Origin of the sequence: Lysinibacillus sp. NPDC056959 (assembly GCF_042674095.1) — a bacterium.
Lineage (GTDB): Bacteria > Bacillota > Bacilli > Bacillales_A > Planococcaceae > Lysinibacillus > Lysinibacillus zambalensis.
On sequence record NZ_JBHURE010000043.1, the window covers coordinates 1 to 16,339 of the forward strand.

Annotated in this window: 13 protein-coding genes; 10 read left to right on the forward strand and 3 right to left on the reverse strand. The window is 37.7% G+C overall.

Translation table 11 applies throughout. The features are described from left to right. Positions 1–172 precede the first annotated feature (172 nt). Complete coding sequence (locus ACFTQ7_RS24050) at positions 173–1,552, reverse strand: FAD-dependent oxidoreductase (protein ID WP_386831774.1); 1,380 nt, start codon at positions 1,550–1,552, stop codon at positions 173–175. 126 nt (positions 1,553–1,678) lie between these two features. Between ACFTQ7_RS24050 and ACFTQ7_RS24055 the strand changes: the two genes are divergently transcribed. The 3 genes from ACFTQ7_RS24055 to ACFTQ7_RS24065 all read left to right on the forward strand — a co-directional run bounded on the left by ACFTQ7_RS24055 (position 1,679) and on the right by ACFTQ7_RS24065 (position 6,093). Next, entirely contained in the window at positions 1,679–2,386 is a 708-nt protein-coding gene (locus ACFTQ7_RS24055; RefSeq protein ID WP_386831776.1) for a DsbA family oxidoreductase, read from the forward strand. 402 nt (positions 2,387–2,788) lie between these two features. Next, positions 2,789–3,412, forward strand: coding sequence for an FMN-dependent NADH-azoreductase (locus tag ACFTQ7_RS24060; protein ID WP_349661736.1), 624 nt, complete (start codon positions 2,789–2,791; stop codon positions 3,410–3,412). Between the two features lie 326 nt (positions 3,413–3,738). After that, positions 3,739–6,093 (forward strand): bifunctional 2',3'-cyclic-nucleotide 2'-phosphodiesterase/3'-nucleotidase, encoded by a 2,355-nt coding sequence (locus ACFTQ7_RS24065; protein WP_386831779.1) that lies wholly within the window; start codon positions 3,739–3,741, stop codon positions 6,091–6,093. 30 nt (positions 6,094–6,123) lie between these two features. On the opposite strand, the gene ACFTQ7_RS24070 is transcribed toward ACFTQ7_RS24065, so the two are convergent. Both ACFTQ7_RS24070 and ACFTQ7_RS24075 read right to left on the reverse strand, forming a co-directional pair. Further along, complete coding sequence (locus ACFTQ7_RS24070; RefSeq protein ID WP_386831781.1) at positions 6,124–6,492, reverse strand: DUF2500 domain-containing protein; 369 nt, start codon at positions 6,490–6,492, stop codon at positions 6,124–6,126. Between the two features lie 136 nt (positions 6,493–6,628). Then, positions 6,629–6,802 carry a hypothetical protein gene (locus ACFTQ7_RS24075; RefSeq protein ID WP_386831790.1) on the reverse strand — a complete coding sequence of 58 codons (174 nt, stop codon included), beginning with the start codon at positions 6,800–6,802 and terminating at the stop codon, positions 6,629–6,631. Between the two features lie 529 nt (positions 6,803–7,331). Here ACFTQ7_RS24075 and ACFTQ7_RS24080 point away from each other — a divergent pair. The 7 genes from ACFTQ7_RS24080 to ACFTQ7_RS24110 all read left to right on the forward strand — a co-directional run bounded on the left by ACFTQ7_RS24080 (position 7,332) and on the right by ACFTQ7_RS24110 (position 16,137). Then, positions 7,332–7,637 (forward strand): winged helix-turn-helix transcriptional regulator, encoded by a 306-nt coding sequence (locus ACFTQ7_RS24080; protein ID WP_197142135.1) that lies wholly within the window; start codon positions 7,332–7,334, stop codon positions 7,635–7,637. 224 nt (positions 7,638–7,861) lie between these two features. After that, a complete protein-coding gene (murB, locus tag ACFTQ7_RS24085; RefSeq protein WP_349661733.1) occupies positions 7,862–8,776 on the forward strand; it encodes a UDP-N-acetylmuramate dehydrogenase in 915 nt (304 codons plus the stop codon). 56 nt (positions 8,777–8,832) lie between these two features. Then, entirely contained in the window at positions 8,833–9,588 is a 756-nt protein-coding gene (locus ACFTQ7_RS24090) for an exodeoxyribonuclease III (RefSeq protein ID WP_386831783.1), read from the forward strand. Positions 9,589–10,178: 590 nt separating this feature from the next. Next, complete coding sequence (locus tag ACFTQ7_RS24095; protein WP_386831785.1) at positions 10,179–12,542, forward strand: penicillin acylase family protein; 2,364 nt, start codon at positions 10,179–10,181, stop codon at positions 12,540–12,542. Between the two features lie 649 nt (positions 12,543–13,191). Beyond that, positions 13,192–13,563, forward strand: a complete 372-nt coding sequence (locus ACFTQ7_RS24100) for an ArsR/SmtB family transcription factor (RefSeq protein WP_349661730.1) — start codon at positions 13,192–13,194, stop codon at positions 13,561–13,563. Next, positions 13,544–15,670 carry a heavy metal translocating P-type ATPase gene (locus ACFTQ7_RS24105; RefSeq protein WP_386831788.1) on the forward strand — a complete coding sequence of 709 codons (2,127 nt, stop codon included), beginning with the start codon at positions 13,544–13,546 and terminating at the stop codon, positions 15,668–15,670. The genes ACFTQ7_RS24100 and ACFTQ7_RS24105 overlap by 20 nt, the downstream gene beginning before the upstream one ends. A 167-nt stretch (positions 15,671–15,837) precedes the next feature. Next, the gene (locus tag ACFTQ7_RS24110) at positions 15,838–16,137 is read left to right on the forward strand and encodes a late competence development ComFB family protein (RefSeq protein WP_368483752.1); all 300 of its coding nucleotides are present in this window, start codon (positions 15,838–15,840) and stop codon (positions 16,135–16,137) included. Positions 16,138–16,339 lie beyond the last annotated feature (202 nt).

Sequence of the window (16,339 nt, forward strand, 5' to 3'; positions counted from 1 at the left end):
TTTGCGTTATTCATCTTAATTGAACCGCCGTATACGGAACCGTACGTACGGTGGTGTGAGAGGTCGGGAGCTAATCACTCCCTCCTACTCGATTGTTAAGGAAATTATAGGAATACTTTTGCTGTGGGCACTCCAACGCTTGCAGATGTAAACGAGCGGTTTAGCGCATTTGTTAATCTAGCTTTAAAGGGTGCACAGCAGGACCTTCAAGAACCTCCCCTTTGGCATTGAAGCGAGAGCCGTGACAAGGGCAATCCCAAGTTTCATCGGCTTCATTCCATTTTGTTTTACAACCTAAATGCGTGCAAGTTGGTGTATTCGCACGTTTCACATAACCTGTTACGAATTCTTTGGCTACAAAACCTCCTACCTTTAGCATCTGCATAAATTGAGCACCAAATTTCGTACGTGTTGGTGAATAAAGGGGAATGGCGCCATCTTCATTCCCAGCACCTGTTATTAAGGAGGACAGTAGATCTCCGGCTACAAAAGAATTGGAAATTCCCCATTTTCGATAGCCAGTTGCAATGAAAACATTAGGCAAAGACGGTGTAATCCTGCCAACATACGGGACCATATCAGGTGTTTCGATGTCCTGCGCAGACCAGCGATAGATAGGATCCTGATCGAAGTGAGCCTTCATTTCATTTTGAATAGCTTCATAATAGGGCTGGGTATTGGTTGTTTCACCTGCAATATGATTAGCGCCACCCAATACTAAATAATGCTCACCGTTAATGGTAGCTGTTCGAATAGAGCGTGTAGGATTATCTACGCATAAGTATTGACCTTGTAGAGTATCAGTGAATTTACCAGCAACCATATAGGAGCGACTGTTAGAAAGTTTGAAAAGATGTAGTCCTCTAAAGGCTTCAATTGGATAGTGTGAGCATAAAATAAGCTTGTTGTATTGAACCGACATGTCATTTGCGGTATGTAAGCTATTTTGTGGTATGTTTAATTGCTGAACACGGGTATTTGTATAGATTTTTGCGCCCATTGATAAAGCTTCTTTAACAAGGAAATTACATACTTCTACAGGATGAATTTGTGCCTGCTGGGACATGCTAAGTGCTTTTGTAATTGGAAAGGGAAGCTCTGTGTCAGTAGTGATTTTCGCCTTAATATTTAATACTTTATAGGCATTCCATTCTTTTAATAATTGGGCGTAGCCTTCTTTTGTTTGGCAATAAAGCAATGAATCTACTTGTTGGATACTTTCTTTAGGGAGTAACTGTAATGCTTTTTCTACAGCTATTTGATTGAGCTGATAATAAAGCCGCGCCTCATCTACAGAAAGTTTTTCAATAAGGTTGGCATAAACTAAGCTATGCTGTGCAGTTAATTTTCCTGTTGAATGACCAGTCGTACCATGACCGATATGGGAATTTGCCTCAAGTAAGACTACATCTACACCTGATTTTGCTAAGACATATGCTGTATATAGTCCCGTCAAGCCTCCGCCAATAATACATACATCACAAGTTGTTGACGCAGGAAGAGTTGGTAGGGAGACGTGATCAATTGTTCCGAGCCAAAGAGATTGTGTCATACATAACCCTCACATTGTTTTTACGTTCAGTATGTAGATTGATTTGAGAAATTATGCAATGAAGCATAAAAATTGCCTTGTAATCATTACTATCGCTACAATGTAGCAAAAGGAGCGTGACTAACTATGAAAATTGAAATCTGGTCAGATTATGTATGTCCGTTTTGTTATATTGGCAAAAAGCAACTAGAGCAAGCGATTGAGGAAACTGGTTTTGCAGGGCAAGTAGAGCTCGTTTATAAAAGCTATCAACTTGACCCAACAACACCTGTGGATACAAATGTGTCTACGTATGAAGCATTGGCGAAAAAGTATGGGATGTCGCTAGAAAAAGCGAAAGAAATGACGCAAGGTGTTGCTGCTCGTGCAAAAGAAGTTGGCCTAGATTATAACTTTGATCATTCAATGGAAGAAAATACTTTAAAAGCACATCGGCTAGTGAAATGGGCAGAACAACAAGGGGATGTTTCAGCGCTTGTCGAAGCACTATTATACAATTATTTTATTGAAGCTAAGCGAATTGGTCAGGATGATGTATTAATCGATATTGCCGAGCAAGTAGGTTTAAATCATGAAGAAGTTGCAAAGGTTCTTGCTAACGACGATTTTAAAACAGAGGTAGAGGCTGATATACAAGAAGGGCTACAACTGGGCGTACGAGGGGTACCGTTCTTTGTATTAAATCGTAAGTATGGTATTTCTGGAGCACAACCTCAAGAAGTATTTGAAGAAACTTTACGTAAAGTTGCCGAGGAAGAAGGCTTACAACCAGAATTAAAGATGGCAGGCTCTGGAGACAGTGGAGTTTGTACGGACGATAGTTGTAAATTTTAAGTTTGTTTTTGAAAGGTTAAGAAATAACATGACCTGATCACTTTGGACAGGAAGCTGATCTGACACGAACCTCGAAAAAGTTTGGTTCCCTTACAGAATACTCTCGAAACACGAAAAAGCTCTGGTAAGTTCATTTTACATTCCAAGTAAAAGGAGATAGATCTTTGTTAAACGCATATCATGTGGCAAAGTTGATTGGAATGGAGACTGGACGCCCCTAGGAAAGCGCCCAGTCGGAATGGGAATAAACCTTATTTTGTGATGTGAATTTTTTGAAATATCCGCATTTCGGTCAAAAGTCTTAGTATACTAACGTTGACTTTTTACACAAAGTTTTTTAATATATTCATATATCTTGAATTCGAGATATTAAATTTTGAAATTTAAGGGAGAATTTATATAATGAATGTATTAGTAGTAAAAGCAAACAACCGTCCTGACGGTATTTCAACAAAAATGTACGACACATTTATGGAAAATGTACAAGGTGTAAACGTAACGACTTTTGACGTATTCGCAGAAGATATGCCTTATTTCGGTCAAGATCTTTTCAATGCTTTTGGTAAAGTTCAAAACGGTGAAACGTTAACTGATATTGAATCACGTCTTTTAGCTGCAAAACAAAAAGCTATGGATGCTTTAACTGCAGCCGATGTTGTCGTATTTGCTTTCCCACTTTGGAACTTAACAATCCCAGCAAAATTACAAACTTTCATTGACTATGTATTCCAAGCTGGTTATACATTTAAATATAATGAAAACGGTCAATTAGAAGGCTTAATGGGTGACAAAAAAGTAGTTATTCTAAATGCACGTGGTGGTTTCTACTCTACACCTGAAGCACAATCAATAGAAATGTCAGTTAACTATATCAAAAACGTTGTTGGCATGTTCGGTATGGAAATTATCGAAGAGGTTATCATTGAAGGTCATAACGCTTCACAAGATAAAGCGCAAGAAATTATTGCAAATGGCCTAGAAGCGGTTAAAAAAGTAGCTCAATCTTTACAAACTGTAACTGCATAATAAATACTATTCTCTGGCTTGTTGACTAGGGAAATATAGTAATTCTTTTAAAAAAGTTCTTTCTAATTTGAGAGAACTTTTTTTTATTCATAGAGGTATGGTAGTGATAAGGAGGTCTAACCTATTGGTACTATGCATGTACTTCGAATTTACATTTACTAACATCCGGTTGTGTAAATGATATTATTCTATTATTTTGAGAAGTAGAGTTTTGCTATTCGTTTAAAAATACATACAATTAGGACTATTTATTCAATTAAATTATTAATTAGTATAATATAATGAAAAACGTAGGAAAATATTAGATTTATAAGGAGGTTGTTACCATGGGTAAGAAGTTTATTACTAAATTCTTAGCGATGTTACTTGTTCTATTCGCGGTGTTACCATTTGGACTATCTGCGAATGCTGCATCAAACGATGTGACACGCGGGGATTACGTGAAAGAATTAGTAGAAAGCTTAAATGTAGGGCTAGGGGATGGTTCCAAAACTGCCTTCACTGACATTTCTAAGGAGTTAGCTCCGTATGTAGAAAAGGCAGTAGAACTGAATCTTATTAAAGGTAAAACGGCGACGTTGTTTGGGCCAAATGATAAATTGACACGACAACAAGCATTCGTTATTTCTGCTCGTGGATTAGCCAAAGATAATGCACCGCTTTCTGTATTAGATAAGTTTAAAGATGCGGATCAAATTGCTAAAGCACATAAGCAAGATTTAGCAAATGCTGTTGCAGCAAACTTATTACAAGGCTTTGAGGATAACACAATTCGTCCGCGTGCCTATGTAACAACTGAGCAAATGCAAAGTATTATTAAACGCTTTGTAGCTGAATACAAATTATCAACATCTACAGTAAATCTTCAAATTTTAGGAACAACAGATATTCATACAAATCTTGCTAATTACAATTATTTCTTAGATGCTGAATCAGCTGATGTAGGTTTAGCAAACACGGCTACATTAATTGAACAAGCCCGTAAGGAGAACCCAAATACATTATTATTTGATAATGGTGATTTAATTCAAGGAACGCCACTAGGCTCTTATAAAGCGATAGAGAATCCTTTGAAACCAGGTGAGGTTCATCCAGCAATAGCAGCACTAAATGCGCTGAAATATGATGGAGGAACTTTAGGGAATCACGAGTTCAACTATGGTTTAAAGTTTTTAGATGAAGTATTAAATGATGCAAAATATCCAGTCGTAAATGCGAACACATACGACGCTAAAACAAAAAAGCGTATGTACACACCGTATGTAATTCTTCATAAAGAGGTAGTAGATAATACAGGTAAAAAGCACACGCTTAAAGTGGGTGTTACAGGGATTGTACCTACGAAAATTGTTGAATGGGATGCTATTCATTTAGCAGGCAAAGTAGAAATGCAAGAACCAGTTGAAGCGGTGAAGGAAGTTGTACCAGAAATGCAAAAAGCAGGTGCAGACGTAATTGTAGTACTTTCACATTCAGGTATTGGTGAAGATACTTACGAAAAAGGTAACGAAAACGTTGGGTACCAAATCTCTGAGATTAAAGGTGTCGATGCTTTAATTACAGGTCACTCTCATTTAACATTCCCAGGTGACTATAAAAATCTGAAAAATGTCGATCAAGAAAAAGGGACAATTAACGGTGTTCCAACTGTAATGGCAGGAAGCTATGGTAGCTATCTTGGAGTTATTGATTTACAACTAGAACAAAAAGGGGCTAAATGGGTTGTGAAGGATGGACAAGGTTCTATCCGCTCTATCAAACAAGAAGGCCTAAAACCATCTAAAACAGTTTTAAATGTAATTAAAGAAGCGCATGAAGGTACGTTAAAGTATATTCGTCAGCCTGTTGGTGAGACAACTGCACCAATCCATAGCTACTTCTCAATGGTTCAAGACGATCCTTCTATTCAAATTGTGACACAAGCTCAAAAATGGTTTATTGAAAAAGAATTAAAAGGTACTGCTGATGAAAACATACCACTTCTTTCAGCTGGTGCACCTTTCAAAGCGGGATCTCGAAATAACCCTGCAGATTACACAAACATTCCTGTAGGTCCGCTAGCAATTAAAAATATGGCAGACATCTATTATTACGATAATACGCTTGCAACGATTAAAGTAACAGGTGCACAAGCTATTGAATGGTTAGAAATGGCTGCTGGTGTTTTTGCAACAATTGATCCAAAACAAACTAAAGAACAAAATATTATTGACCCAGAGGCACGCTCTTACAATTTTGATGTATTAGATGGCTTAACTTATCAAATTGATGTAACATCACCTGCAAAGTATGATAGTCGAGGTATTTTACTAGACGAAAAAGCAAATCGTATTAAAAACGTGCAATACAACGGTAAACCAATCGATCTAAAACAAGAATTTATTATCATTTCGAACAATTACCGTGTTGGTGGTTCTTATGGTGCTACATTTAAAAAGGCAGATGGCTCTAACTTAACAAACTATGCTTATGAAAATCGCCAAGCTGTCATTGACTACATTATGACAAACAAAACAATTAATCCTGCTGCGGATAACAATTGGTCATTTGTACCGTTCCCAGCAAATACAAAAGTTATTTACAATTCTGCAAAGGATGCACAAAAAGTTATTCCTGCAGGTAGCAGTATCGAATATTTAGGCGATACTGAAGGCGGCTTTGGTAAATATTTAATTAAGTAATAATGAAATGTTAAAAAGGAGAGGGCGTTGTTAAACGCTGCTCTCCTTTTTTTGTCGTTCAAATGTATGAAAACGTGTTCCTTGAAATGATAGTAAGCCAAAGTCACCATCTGCAAGCTGTCCATAATCACGGCCATTCATCTTTAATTCTAAACGATCACCACTTTGTACTTCAAACGTGACGTAGTACGATGTATGAGCACTAGAGTTACCAGAACCTCCTCTAGTATTAGACCGTTTTGTTACGACTTTAGCGGGTACTGTTAGTAATGGTTCATTGTTGTTTTTTGACCATTGTAAAGTACTTTTAATAATAGAAAATGCGATAATACCGAATACGATCAAAAACATCATTGAAATAAAAGTATGTCCTGAAGAGAATTCATCAAACCCTACCATAAAAGTCCTCCGTTCTACGAAATATTGTGCTTGAAGTTGTTATAAAGGATATACTTCAAGATCCACTACAATATCAACTACGACAATACACCACCTGTTTCTAGGAGAGTGTTATAAAATTCAATCTGTACCTTCATCAGGAACCCATTCTTCTTGCGCCCATGGATTTACACTGTTCCCTGTATATACTGTTGTAAAAACAATCAATATGCTTTGTTAGATCCTTAATAGTTAAATTTCCATGTAAAGCAAACTTCTTATCTTCTAATTGTTCAATATATGTAGACGTAAATGAAATTTTTGGATAAATGTCCGCTTCAAAAAATCAGGAGATATAAGATGCACATCACGATCGAAGTTTTTCGTGGAAAAGCCTCTAAAAACAGTATCTTACACGAATAATAAATTAAACAATGTAAGTTTTCAATGAGTATTCAGAAAATGTGGTAAAATATTACTTTTTTAAAAGTTTATTTTATGAAAGTAAATATAAAAAAGGCTCCTTGAAAGTCATTAGTACGGTAACTTTTCTTCTAACAGAGGGGGAGTAATCATAATAATAAAATCATGTGCATCTATATGAAATAAGTGGCCATTTTTTAAATAATTAGCTATCATGACTACGCTCTGATCAAGCAGCCATGGCTAATTTTTTATGCCATCAGTAGCTTTGATACGATGTTAAAGCAAAAGCTAATGCCAAAAATGAAAGAACACTTTAAGTTACATTTAGTAATCAAATAAGAAAAGGTAAATAGATTACTTGTAGTAAATAAGTTACTTCAAATTTACTTTTTTAAAAATTATCGTTACAATAGAGTACATAAGAGGTGAAAAAAATGAGTGAGTCAAATTTATGTCCTCGTTTAGCTAAAGCAATGGATTTAATCGGAAAACGCTGGACAGGGCTGATTTTATATCAATTACTAGATGGACCACAGCGTTTTAATGAGATTGAAACTGCATTACCTGTAAGTGGCCGTTTATTATCCGAACGTTTAAAAGAGCTAGAAAAAGAAGGGCTTGTTGCAAGAAAAGTATATTCAGAGGTACCAGTGCGTGTTGAATATTCTTTGACGGATAAAGGTTGGGCACTAGAAGGAGCAATCCGCAATATCGAATCGTGGGCAACGAGTTGGCTATAAAAGTGTGAAGTCTATCTCGAAATTTCTGATGGATAGATAAACATTGGACATATGTAATATAATGACCATGAATTTTCTGTATCCTATTCATCGGCTCTGCATGGAGAGTCTCGCTACCTATTCAGGCGAGATAAAAATTACCCTTCATTTTTACTTGTCAAATTAGGGTTCTAAATCCATACTAGTGTAGAGTAAGAAAGGACGTTAGAAAGGAATTAGCTCTCATGACAAAAGAACAATGGGCAGCGGATTTAGCACAGAGCGTTAATCCGGCCAATATTAAGTTAAATGAATCATTACAGCAATATACTATGACAAAATTAGGTGGTAAAGCGGATATTTTCGTTCTCGCTGAAACAGAGGAAGAGGCAGCAACGGTTATTCGCTATGCTCACAAAAATAATATACCTTTATTAATGTTAGGTAATGGATCTAATATGGTCGTTCGTGATGGCGGTCATCGAGGGATCGTTGTTACATTTTCGTTTTTAGATGAAATTCGCATTAATGGTGACCATGTTTATGCGCAAAGTGGTGCACTTATAAAAGATGTATCGAAACTGGCAGCAGCAGCATCTTTAACAGGTTTTGAATTTGCTTGTGGTATCCCTGGCTCAGTTGGTGGGGCTATGGCAATGAATGCCGGTGCATATGGCGGTGAAATTAAGGATATTATTATTTCATCGAAAGTGCTAACAAAAGAAGGCGAGATTTTAATACTATCGAAAGAAGATCTTGAACTTGGTTATCGTCAAAGTATCATTGCCAAGAAAGGATACTATGTATTATCATCCGAATTTCAATTAGCAAAAGGTGTGCAGGAAGAAATTGATGCAAAAATTGCTGATTTAACGTTTCAGCGAGAATCTAAGCAGCCGTTAGAATACCCATCTGCAGGGAGCGTTTTTAAGCGCCCGCCTGGTCACTTTGCTGGTAAGCTTATTCAAGATAGTGGCTTACAAGGAAAAGGTGTTGGTGATGCTGAGGTATCAACGAAGCATGCAGGCTTTATTGTTAATAAAGGTAATGCAACGGCTACTGAATATATTGCAACAATTCAAATGGTACAACGAGAAGTTAAAGAAAAGTTTGGCATCGATTTAGAAACAGAAGTAAAAATCGTTGGTGACGACTTATAGAATACTACGCCCTTCACTAATGGTGGAGGGCGTTTTTCGAGGAGTGAAAACAGAAATTGAAGTTTATATCTTGGAATGTTAATGGAATTCGAGCCTGCTTAGGTAAAGGGTTTTTAGATTTTTTCAATCATGTAGATGCAGATTTTTTCTGTATTCAAGAAACAAAGTGTCAGGCTGAACAAGTGGAAATCTCACTTGAGGGATATGAGCAGTATTGGAATTATGCACAAAAGAAAGGTTATTCAGGAACAGCTATTTTTACAAAGCATACACCACTTTCAGTACGTTATGGCGTTGGTGAGGATGAATCACAAGAAGAGGGGAGAATTATTACACTTGAGTATGAAGATTTTTACTTAGTGAATGTTTATACCCCAAATTCACAACGTGATTTAGCTAGATTACCTCTTCGTTTAGAATGGGAGGATCGATTAGCGCTTTATTTAAAAGAGCTAGATTCCAAGAAACCTATAGTTTACTGTGGTGATTTAAATGTCGCACATATGGAAATTGACTTAAAAAATGCAAAATCGAATAATGGTAATTCAGGTTTTACATTTGAAGAACGTACAAAAATGACGGAGCTATTGGCAAGTGGTTTCGTAGATTCATTCCGCTACATGTATCCAGATACAACAGACCACTATACATGGTGGTCTTATATGAATAAAGTACGCGAGCGTAATATCGGATGGCGTATTGATTACTTTATTGTTTCGGAGAGACTAAAGAACAACATTAACGTAGCGAGTATTCATTCACAAATTATGGGCAGTGATCATTGTCCGATCGAATTACAGCTTAATAACTAAGATTTCTGAACAATAAAACGATCAATTAAAGGATGGCTCTTCGGCAAAACAAGGGGTTGATTTCCGTTCCGACTGGGCGCTTTGACGCTGACGCTTCGCTGCAGGGTCTCGGGCCAAGCCGCGAAAGCGTGAGTGCAACGTAGCGGCAGCAGCACGATGTTGGTCACGAAGGCGTTATCACAGGATGTGATGCTTTTAGCCTTCGTTCCTCTATTGTATTCCCCAAGGAGTCGCCCAGTCTCCACTCCAATCAACCACTTCACATAGCGTGTATCTTCTGTCACGACAGTCTAATTTTTAGTGATAGAACGAAACTTTTGCAACATAAATATTTTGTATGAAAAAGGAACGTAATGGAAATATAGGTAGAGGAAGTGCGTTCGCAGGGAAGTCTATTAGCCTGGAATGGAAACCATCCTCATCTATAACATTCACAGGGAGCCCCTTTAAGATGACAATAGTTTTTCAACATCATAAAAAATCGTATTTTCTAAAAGGAAATACGATTTTTTTTATACTGCAAAGCAATAAACAATTAACTTCGAATCTTTAAAAGGTAAAAGAATATATTGCAAAAAGGGGGTTGAGATGTGAGAAAGTTTACGTGGAAAAAATGGCTTCTAGCTATAGCAGGATGTTTAGCTATAGTGGCTATTGTCGCATTTATCGGATTTACCTGGTTTATGAATAAATCTAAACCAATAATTGATGGAGAGCTATCATTGAATGTACTAGATGAAGATGTTACTGTCACAAGGGATGACAAGGGGATTCCTCATGTTTTTGCTAAGACAGATGCAGACTTGTATCGTGCGCAAGGTTATGTGCAAGCGCAAGATCGACTGTTTCAAATGGATTTAGCGCGAAGACAAGCTAGCGGTCGCTTGTCGGAAATAATCGGTGAGGCAACTGTTGATACTGATAAATTTTTCCGAACATTTAGCTTGCGGGATGCAGCTGAAAAATCATTAGGTACTTATGATGCAGAAAGCAGGCAGGTACTTGAGTGGTTTGCAGATGGCGTCAATGCTTTTATTGCACAGGCAAAGAAAAATAAAACATTAAGCTATGAATTCGCATTACTAGGTTACGAACCTGAGGAGTGGTCTGTTATAGACTCTCTTACTATTGGTAAATATATGGCATATGACTTAGGTGGTAATTGGAATACGCTTGCGTTCCGGCATTGGGCTTTACAAAATTTTGATGAAGAAAAAGCTAAAGAATTATTTATAAAGTATCCTAAAAACGCTTCATCCATTATCGAGGCAAATAAAGAAAATCCAGTTGCCGTGGCAGGGCGTTTTAATGCAGCTCTGTTGCCAAATGAATTTAACGGTAGTAATAACTGGGTTGTATCTGGGCAGAAAACAAAAAACGGTACGCCGATTTTAGCGGATGATCCACATTTAGGATTAAGTACACCATCTATTTGGTATCAAATGCATTTACAATCTCCTGAGCAAAATGTTAGTGGCGTAATCTTTGCGGGTATTCCAGGTATTATTTTAGGACACAACGATAACATTGCGTGGGGTGTAACGAATGTTGGACCTGATGTACAGGATTTATATATAGAAATGCCTAATCCGAATAATCCAACACAGTTCCGCTATGATGGCAAGTGGGAACAAGCGGAGGTACGGGATGAACCGATTAAGGTAAAGGACGGGGAAACGGTAGATTTTGAAGTTGTTGTTACACGTCACGGCCCAATCATGACAGATTTAGCCTTTAAAGATACTGAGCCTACAGCACAATTTTCGATGCAGTGGACGGCACTGCATCGAACGACAGAGCTACGTGCAATACTAGGTTTTAATAAAGCGAAATCCTGGAATGGATTTGAAAAAGCTTTAGAGGATTTTAAAGCACCGGCTCAAAACTTTGTCTTTGCATCAAAAGACGGCACGATTGCTTATAAAGCGAATGGTCAAATTCCAATACGGAAACAAGGAGACGGGCAATTACCAGTACCAGGTGATTCTAGTGAATATGGGTGGGAAGGTTTTATCCCGTGGGATGAGCTCCCGACTGTAGTAAACCCTGATGAAGGATTTATTGCGACAGCAAATAATGAAGTTATTGGGGAAGAATATCCTTATCATATAACAGATTTCTGGGCTCAGCCTTATCGTTATGAACGGATTAAGGAAGTTTTAGAGGCGAATGATTCATTAACAGTGGAAGATATGATGAATTTACAAATGGATCAGCAAAACCTATATGCTCGTGAGTTTCTACCATATTTATTACCATCGATAAAAGCACAAGATCAAGATGGGAAATATAAAGATGTTATAAAATTATTAGAGAATTGGGATATGGTAGATGCAAAGGATTCTGGGGCACCATTAGTGTTCCATACGTTAATGGAGAAGTTACAAGAAGTGTTATTTAAAGATCAGATGCCAGAAGATATGTATGAATTAATGTATGGAAAATTTAATATTACAGACCAGCTTTTACGTACAGCTTATGCAGGTAAGAAGAGTATATGGATTGAGGAACAGGGCGGAGTAGATGCAACTGTTTACAAGGCATTAGAGCTCACTGTCAAACAAATAGAAGATCAATTCGGAAAAAATGCATCGAAATGGAAGTGGGGCGATTTCCATCAACTTACCTTTGACCATACATTAGGTAAAGCTTCGCCAATTCTTGCGGCATATTTTAATGCTAAAAAGGTTCCTATTGGGGGTTCAAAAGTTACTGTTCAGGCTGCTGATAATGATTTAGCTGGAAATGTTACTCACGGAGCATCATGGCGCTTTGTAGTTGATGTCGGTGATTTAAGCACAGCCTATCATATCGTTGGTCCAGGACAGAGTGGACATGTAAAATCTGCTTGGTATCAAGATCAAGTAATGGATTGGGCTAATGGAGATTATCATCAAACGTATGTGTGGAAAGATGATATTAAAGGTAAAACGTTACGATTAAAAGCAAAATAGGATGAGAGGTTATAAGTATCTACAGGGTTTGATATTAAGACAACAAAAATTCCTTTCTATTTCGAGTAGAAAGGAGTTTTTATAAATTGATTAGGAGATGTCAGATGATAAACTGATTAAGGAGATTCAATGACATTTTAGGACATGCTAAGTAAAGTGGTTGATTGGATTGGAGACTGGGCGACTCCTCGAGGATCAGCGGTAGAGGAACGAAGGCTAAAACCATCACATCCGGTGATAACGCCTTCGTGACCAACATCCTGCTGTTGCTGCGCTTTCGCACAATCAAAACCCTCTGCTGTCGCTACGTTAGCACTACGCTTTCGCGCAAAAAACATCTGTTGCCCCAAGCGGCTCATCGGACGCCCCAGGAAGCTCTGCTCTGTGCGAAAGCGTAGCGACATTAAAAACAAAGCGCTCAGTCGGAACGGAAATCAACCCCTCGCTTTGCCAAAGACCCATAATTTAATACAACAACATACGAAGCTATCACAATGGAGTGATAGCTTTTTTACTTTTAGTTAGCAACTATAAAGACATTTTTTGAATTTGTGATATAAATCATTTACATTCAAATATTCGTTTGAATATGATGGAATATTATGTTATGGTGAAAACAATCAAACAAACATTTGAATGAGGTGAGAAAATGCCAAAAGAAGTATGCGAGATAACACAAGTTCATGAAGAAGCGGTCATTAAGGTTCAACAACAAATGCCAGATTTATCGAGAGTAGCAAAGTTTTTAAAGGCATTATCTGATGAAACAAGACTTAAAATTGCGTATGCTTTAACGGTCGAAGATGAATTATGTGTTTGCGATGTTGCCTCCATTATAGGATCGTCAGTAGCAACAGCATCGCATCATTTACGATATTTAAAAGATAATAACTTAGCGAAGTCATATCGAAAAGGAAAGCAAATGTACTACTCTTTAGCTGATGAGCATGTGTATCAAATTGTAACGATTGCCTACGAACATGTGAAAGAGGGGATTGTAGATGACAGCAACACCAACTAAACAAGAATATAGGTTGCAAAATTTATCCTGTGCCAGCTGTGCAGCAAAGTTCGAAAAAAACGTGAAGGCTATTCCAGAGGTTCAGGATGCACAAGTGAATTTCGGTGCTTCTAAAATAACAGTTACCGGTGATATTAACGTTGATCAACTTGAAGAAGCAGGTGCTTTCGACGGTATAAAAGTATCCCAATCAAAGACAAGAACAATTGAAAAATCAACACCTTTTTATCGGAAAACTGAAAATATATTAGCTGGAATCTCTTTGTTATTCGTAGTGCTTGGATATATGTTTGGAACAATGCATGGTGAAACGGACCCGCTAACTATTGGGATGTTTATTATCGCAATTCTAGTTGGGGGAATTGGAATTTTTAAAACAGGCTTCCGCAATCTAGCACGCTTTGAATTTGATATGAAGACGCTGATGACTATTGCAGTAATAGGTGCGGCCATTATTGGGGAGTGGGAAGAAGCGGCTGTTGTTGTCTTTTTATTCGCAGTAAGTGAAGCGCTTGAGGCGTATTCAATGGATAAAGCGCGTCAATCGATTCGTCAGCTCATGGATATAGCTCCTCCTACAGCGACGATAAAACGTGCACATGGCGAGCATTTTCATGAGATGGAGCTACCGACTGAGGAGATTGAAATTGGTGACATTTTAATCGTTAAACCTGGTCAGAAGATTGCTATGGACGGAATTGTAGTGAGTGGATTGTCAGCAGTGAATCAGGCAGCGATTACAGGTGAATCTATTCCAGTCAGTAAAACAGTCGATGACGAAGTATTTGCAGGAACTCTAAATGAAGAAGGAGCCTTAGAGGTTCGTGTGACAAAGCGAGTAGAGGACACTACAATTGCCAAAATCATTCATCTTGTTGAAGAAGCACAGGCAGAAAAAGCACCTTCACAGCAGTTCGTTGATCGCTTTGCGAAATATTACACGCCTGCAATTATGATTGTTGCTTTACTTGTAGCGGTTCTACCACCTTTATTTATAGGCGATTGGCAACATTGGATTTACCAAGGATTGGCGGTCCTTGTTGTAGGTTGTCCATGTGCATTAGTCGTTTCTACACCAGTTGCTATTGTTACAGCAATTGGGAACGCTGCTAGACAAGGCGTTCTTATTAAAGGCGGTATTCATTTAGAGCAGCTTGGTCATATTGAAGCAATAGCATTTGATAAAACAGGCACACTTACGAAAGGTCAACCTGCTGTAATGGATATTATTACATCGCAAGAGATGTCTGAGGATTATGTTTTACAACTAGTAGCGGCTGTTGAAAAACAATCACAGCATCCATTAGCTAAAGCTATTTTGCGGGCTTTGCATGAAAAAATTTTGACAGAGTTTATACCAACAGACTTTCAATCCGTAACAGGCAAGGGTGCCTATGCAACAGTTGACGATCAAATAATCTATGTAGGAAGCTTAAAATGGATTGCTACATTAACGACTGTTGATGAAATGATAAAAGAACAGGTTCATCAACTTCAACAACAGGGGAAAACAGTTGTAGCAGCGGTTAGTAATAATCAGTTTATTGGAATGATTGGTATTGCTGATCAATTACGTCAAGAAAGTAAAGATGTCTTAAATAAATTAAATGGTTTAAAAGTGAAACATAAAGTTATGCTAACAGGTGATGCAGAACCAACAGCACAGGCAATTGCAACTTCTATAAATATGACAGATGTAAGAGCAAGCTTATTACCAGCCGAAAAATTAATGGCCATTAAAGATTTACGTGCACAGTTTGGTGCAGTGGCGATGGTAGGAGATGGTGTCAATGATGCACCTGCACTTGCCGCAGCGGATGTTGGTATTGCAATGGGAGGCGCTGGCACGGATGCAGCACTGGAAACTGCGGATATCGCATTAATGAGCGACGATTTAACGAAGCTGCCGTATACAATTGGCTTAAGTAGAAAAACATTACGTATCATTAAAGAGAACATTATATTTGCCCTAGCCCTAAAATTAATTGCCCTGTTACTTGTTATCCCAGGCTGGCTAACATTATGGATTGCCATCTTTGCAGATATGGGTGCTACATTACTAGTTGTGTTGAATTCATTAAGATTAATCAAGTCTAAGAAATGGTAAATAAGATATAATCCGGTGGAAGCGTGTAGAAAAAAAGTCATTCTGGGGAGCTAGTGATATTAATGGTATAGATGTTACTAGCGATTCTTGAAAAAAAGCTTTGTTAACGCTATTATGGTTTCAGGAATATTGTAACAATTAAATATAAATGAGGCGAAGCTTTGAATATGTCAGATCCTATTTTAGTAAATGTTACAGAGGAAATTGTACGTGGTTTAGTAAGTTTTCTACTACGTGGACCGGAATATCAAACATTTTGTAAATGTGAAATCTGTGAACTTGACGCAGTGGCACTTACACTGAATGTATTGCCTAGTAAGTATGTTACATCTATGGAATCCCGAGATGAAGCATTCAAAGTGATGAATACTCCTGAAAATATCGAACGAATCAATAAAGAGATTATTCATGCATTACATGTGGTAAATAAGTATCCTCGACATAAGGAAGAGCCAACTTCTATATGAAGTTGGCTCTTCACGTTTTTGAAAAACAAATGGTCAATGAAATTAAAGAGTCTTAAGTGTGTCTTTTTTGCAAAGCGAAGGGTTGATTTCCGTTCCGACTGGGCGCTTTGTTGCTGTCGCTACGCTTTCGCACAGTTAAAACATTTGTTGCTGTCGCTACGCTTTCGCACAGTTAAAACATTTGTTGCTGTCGCTACGCTTT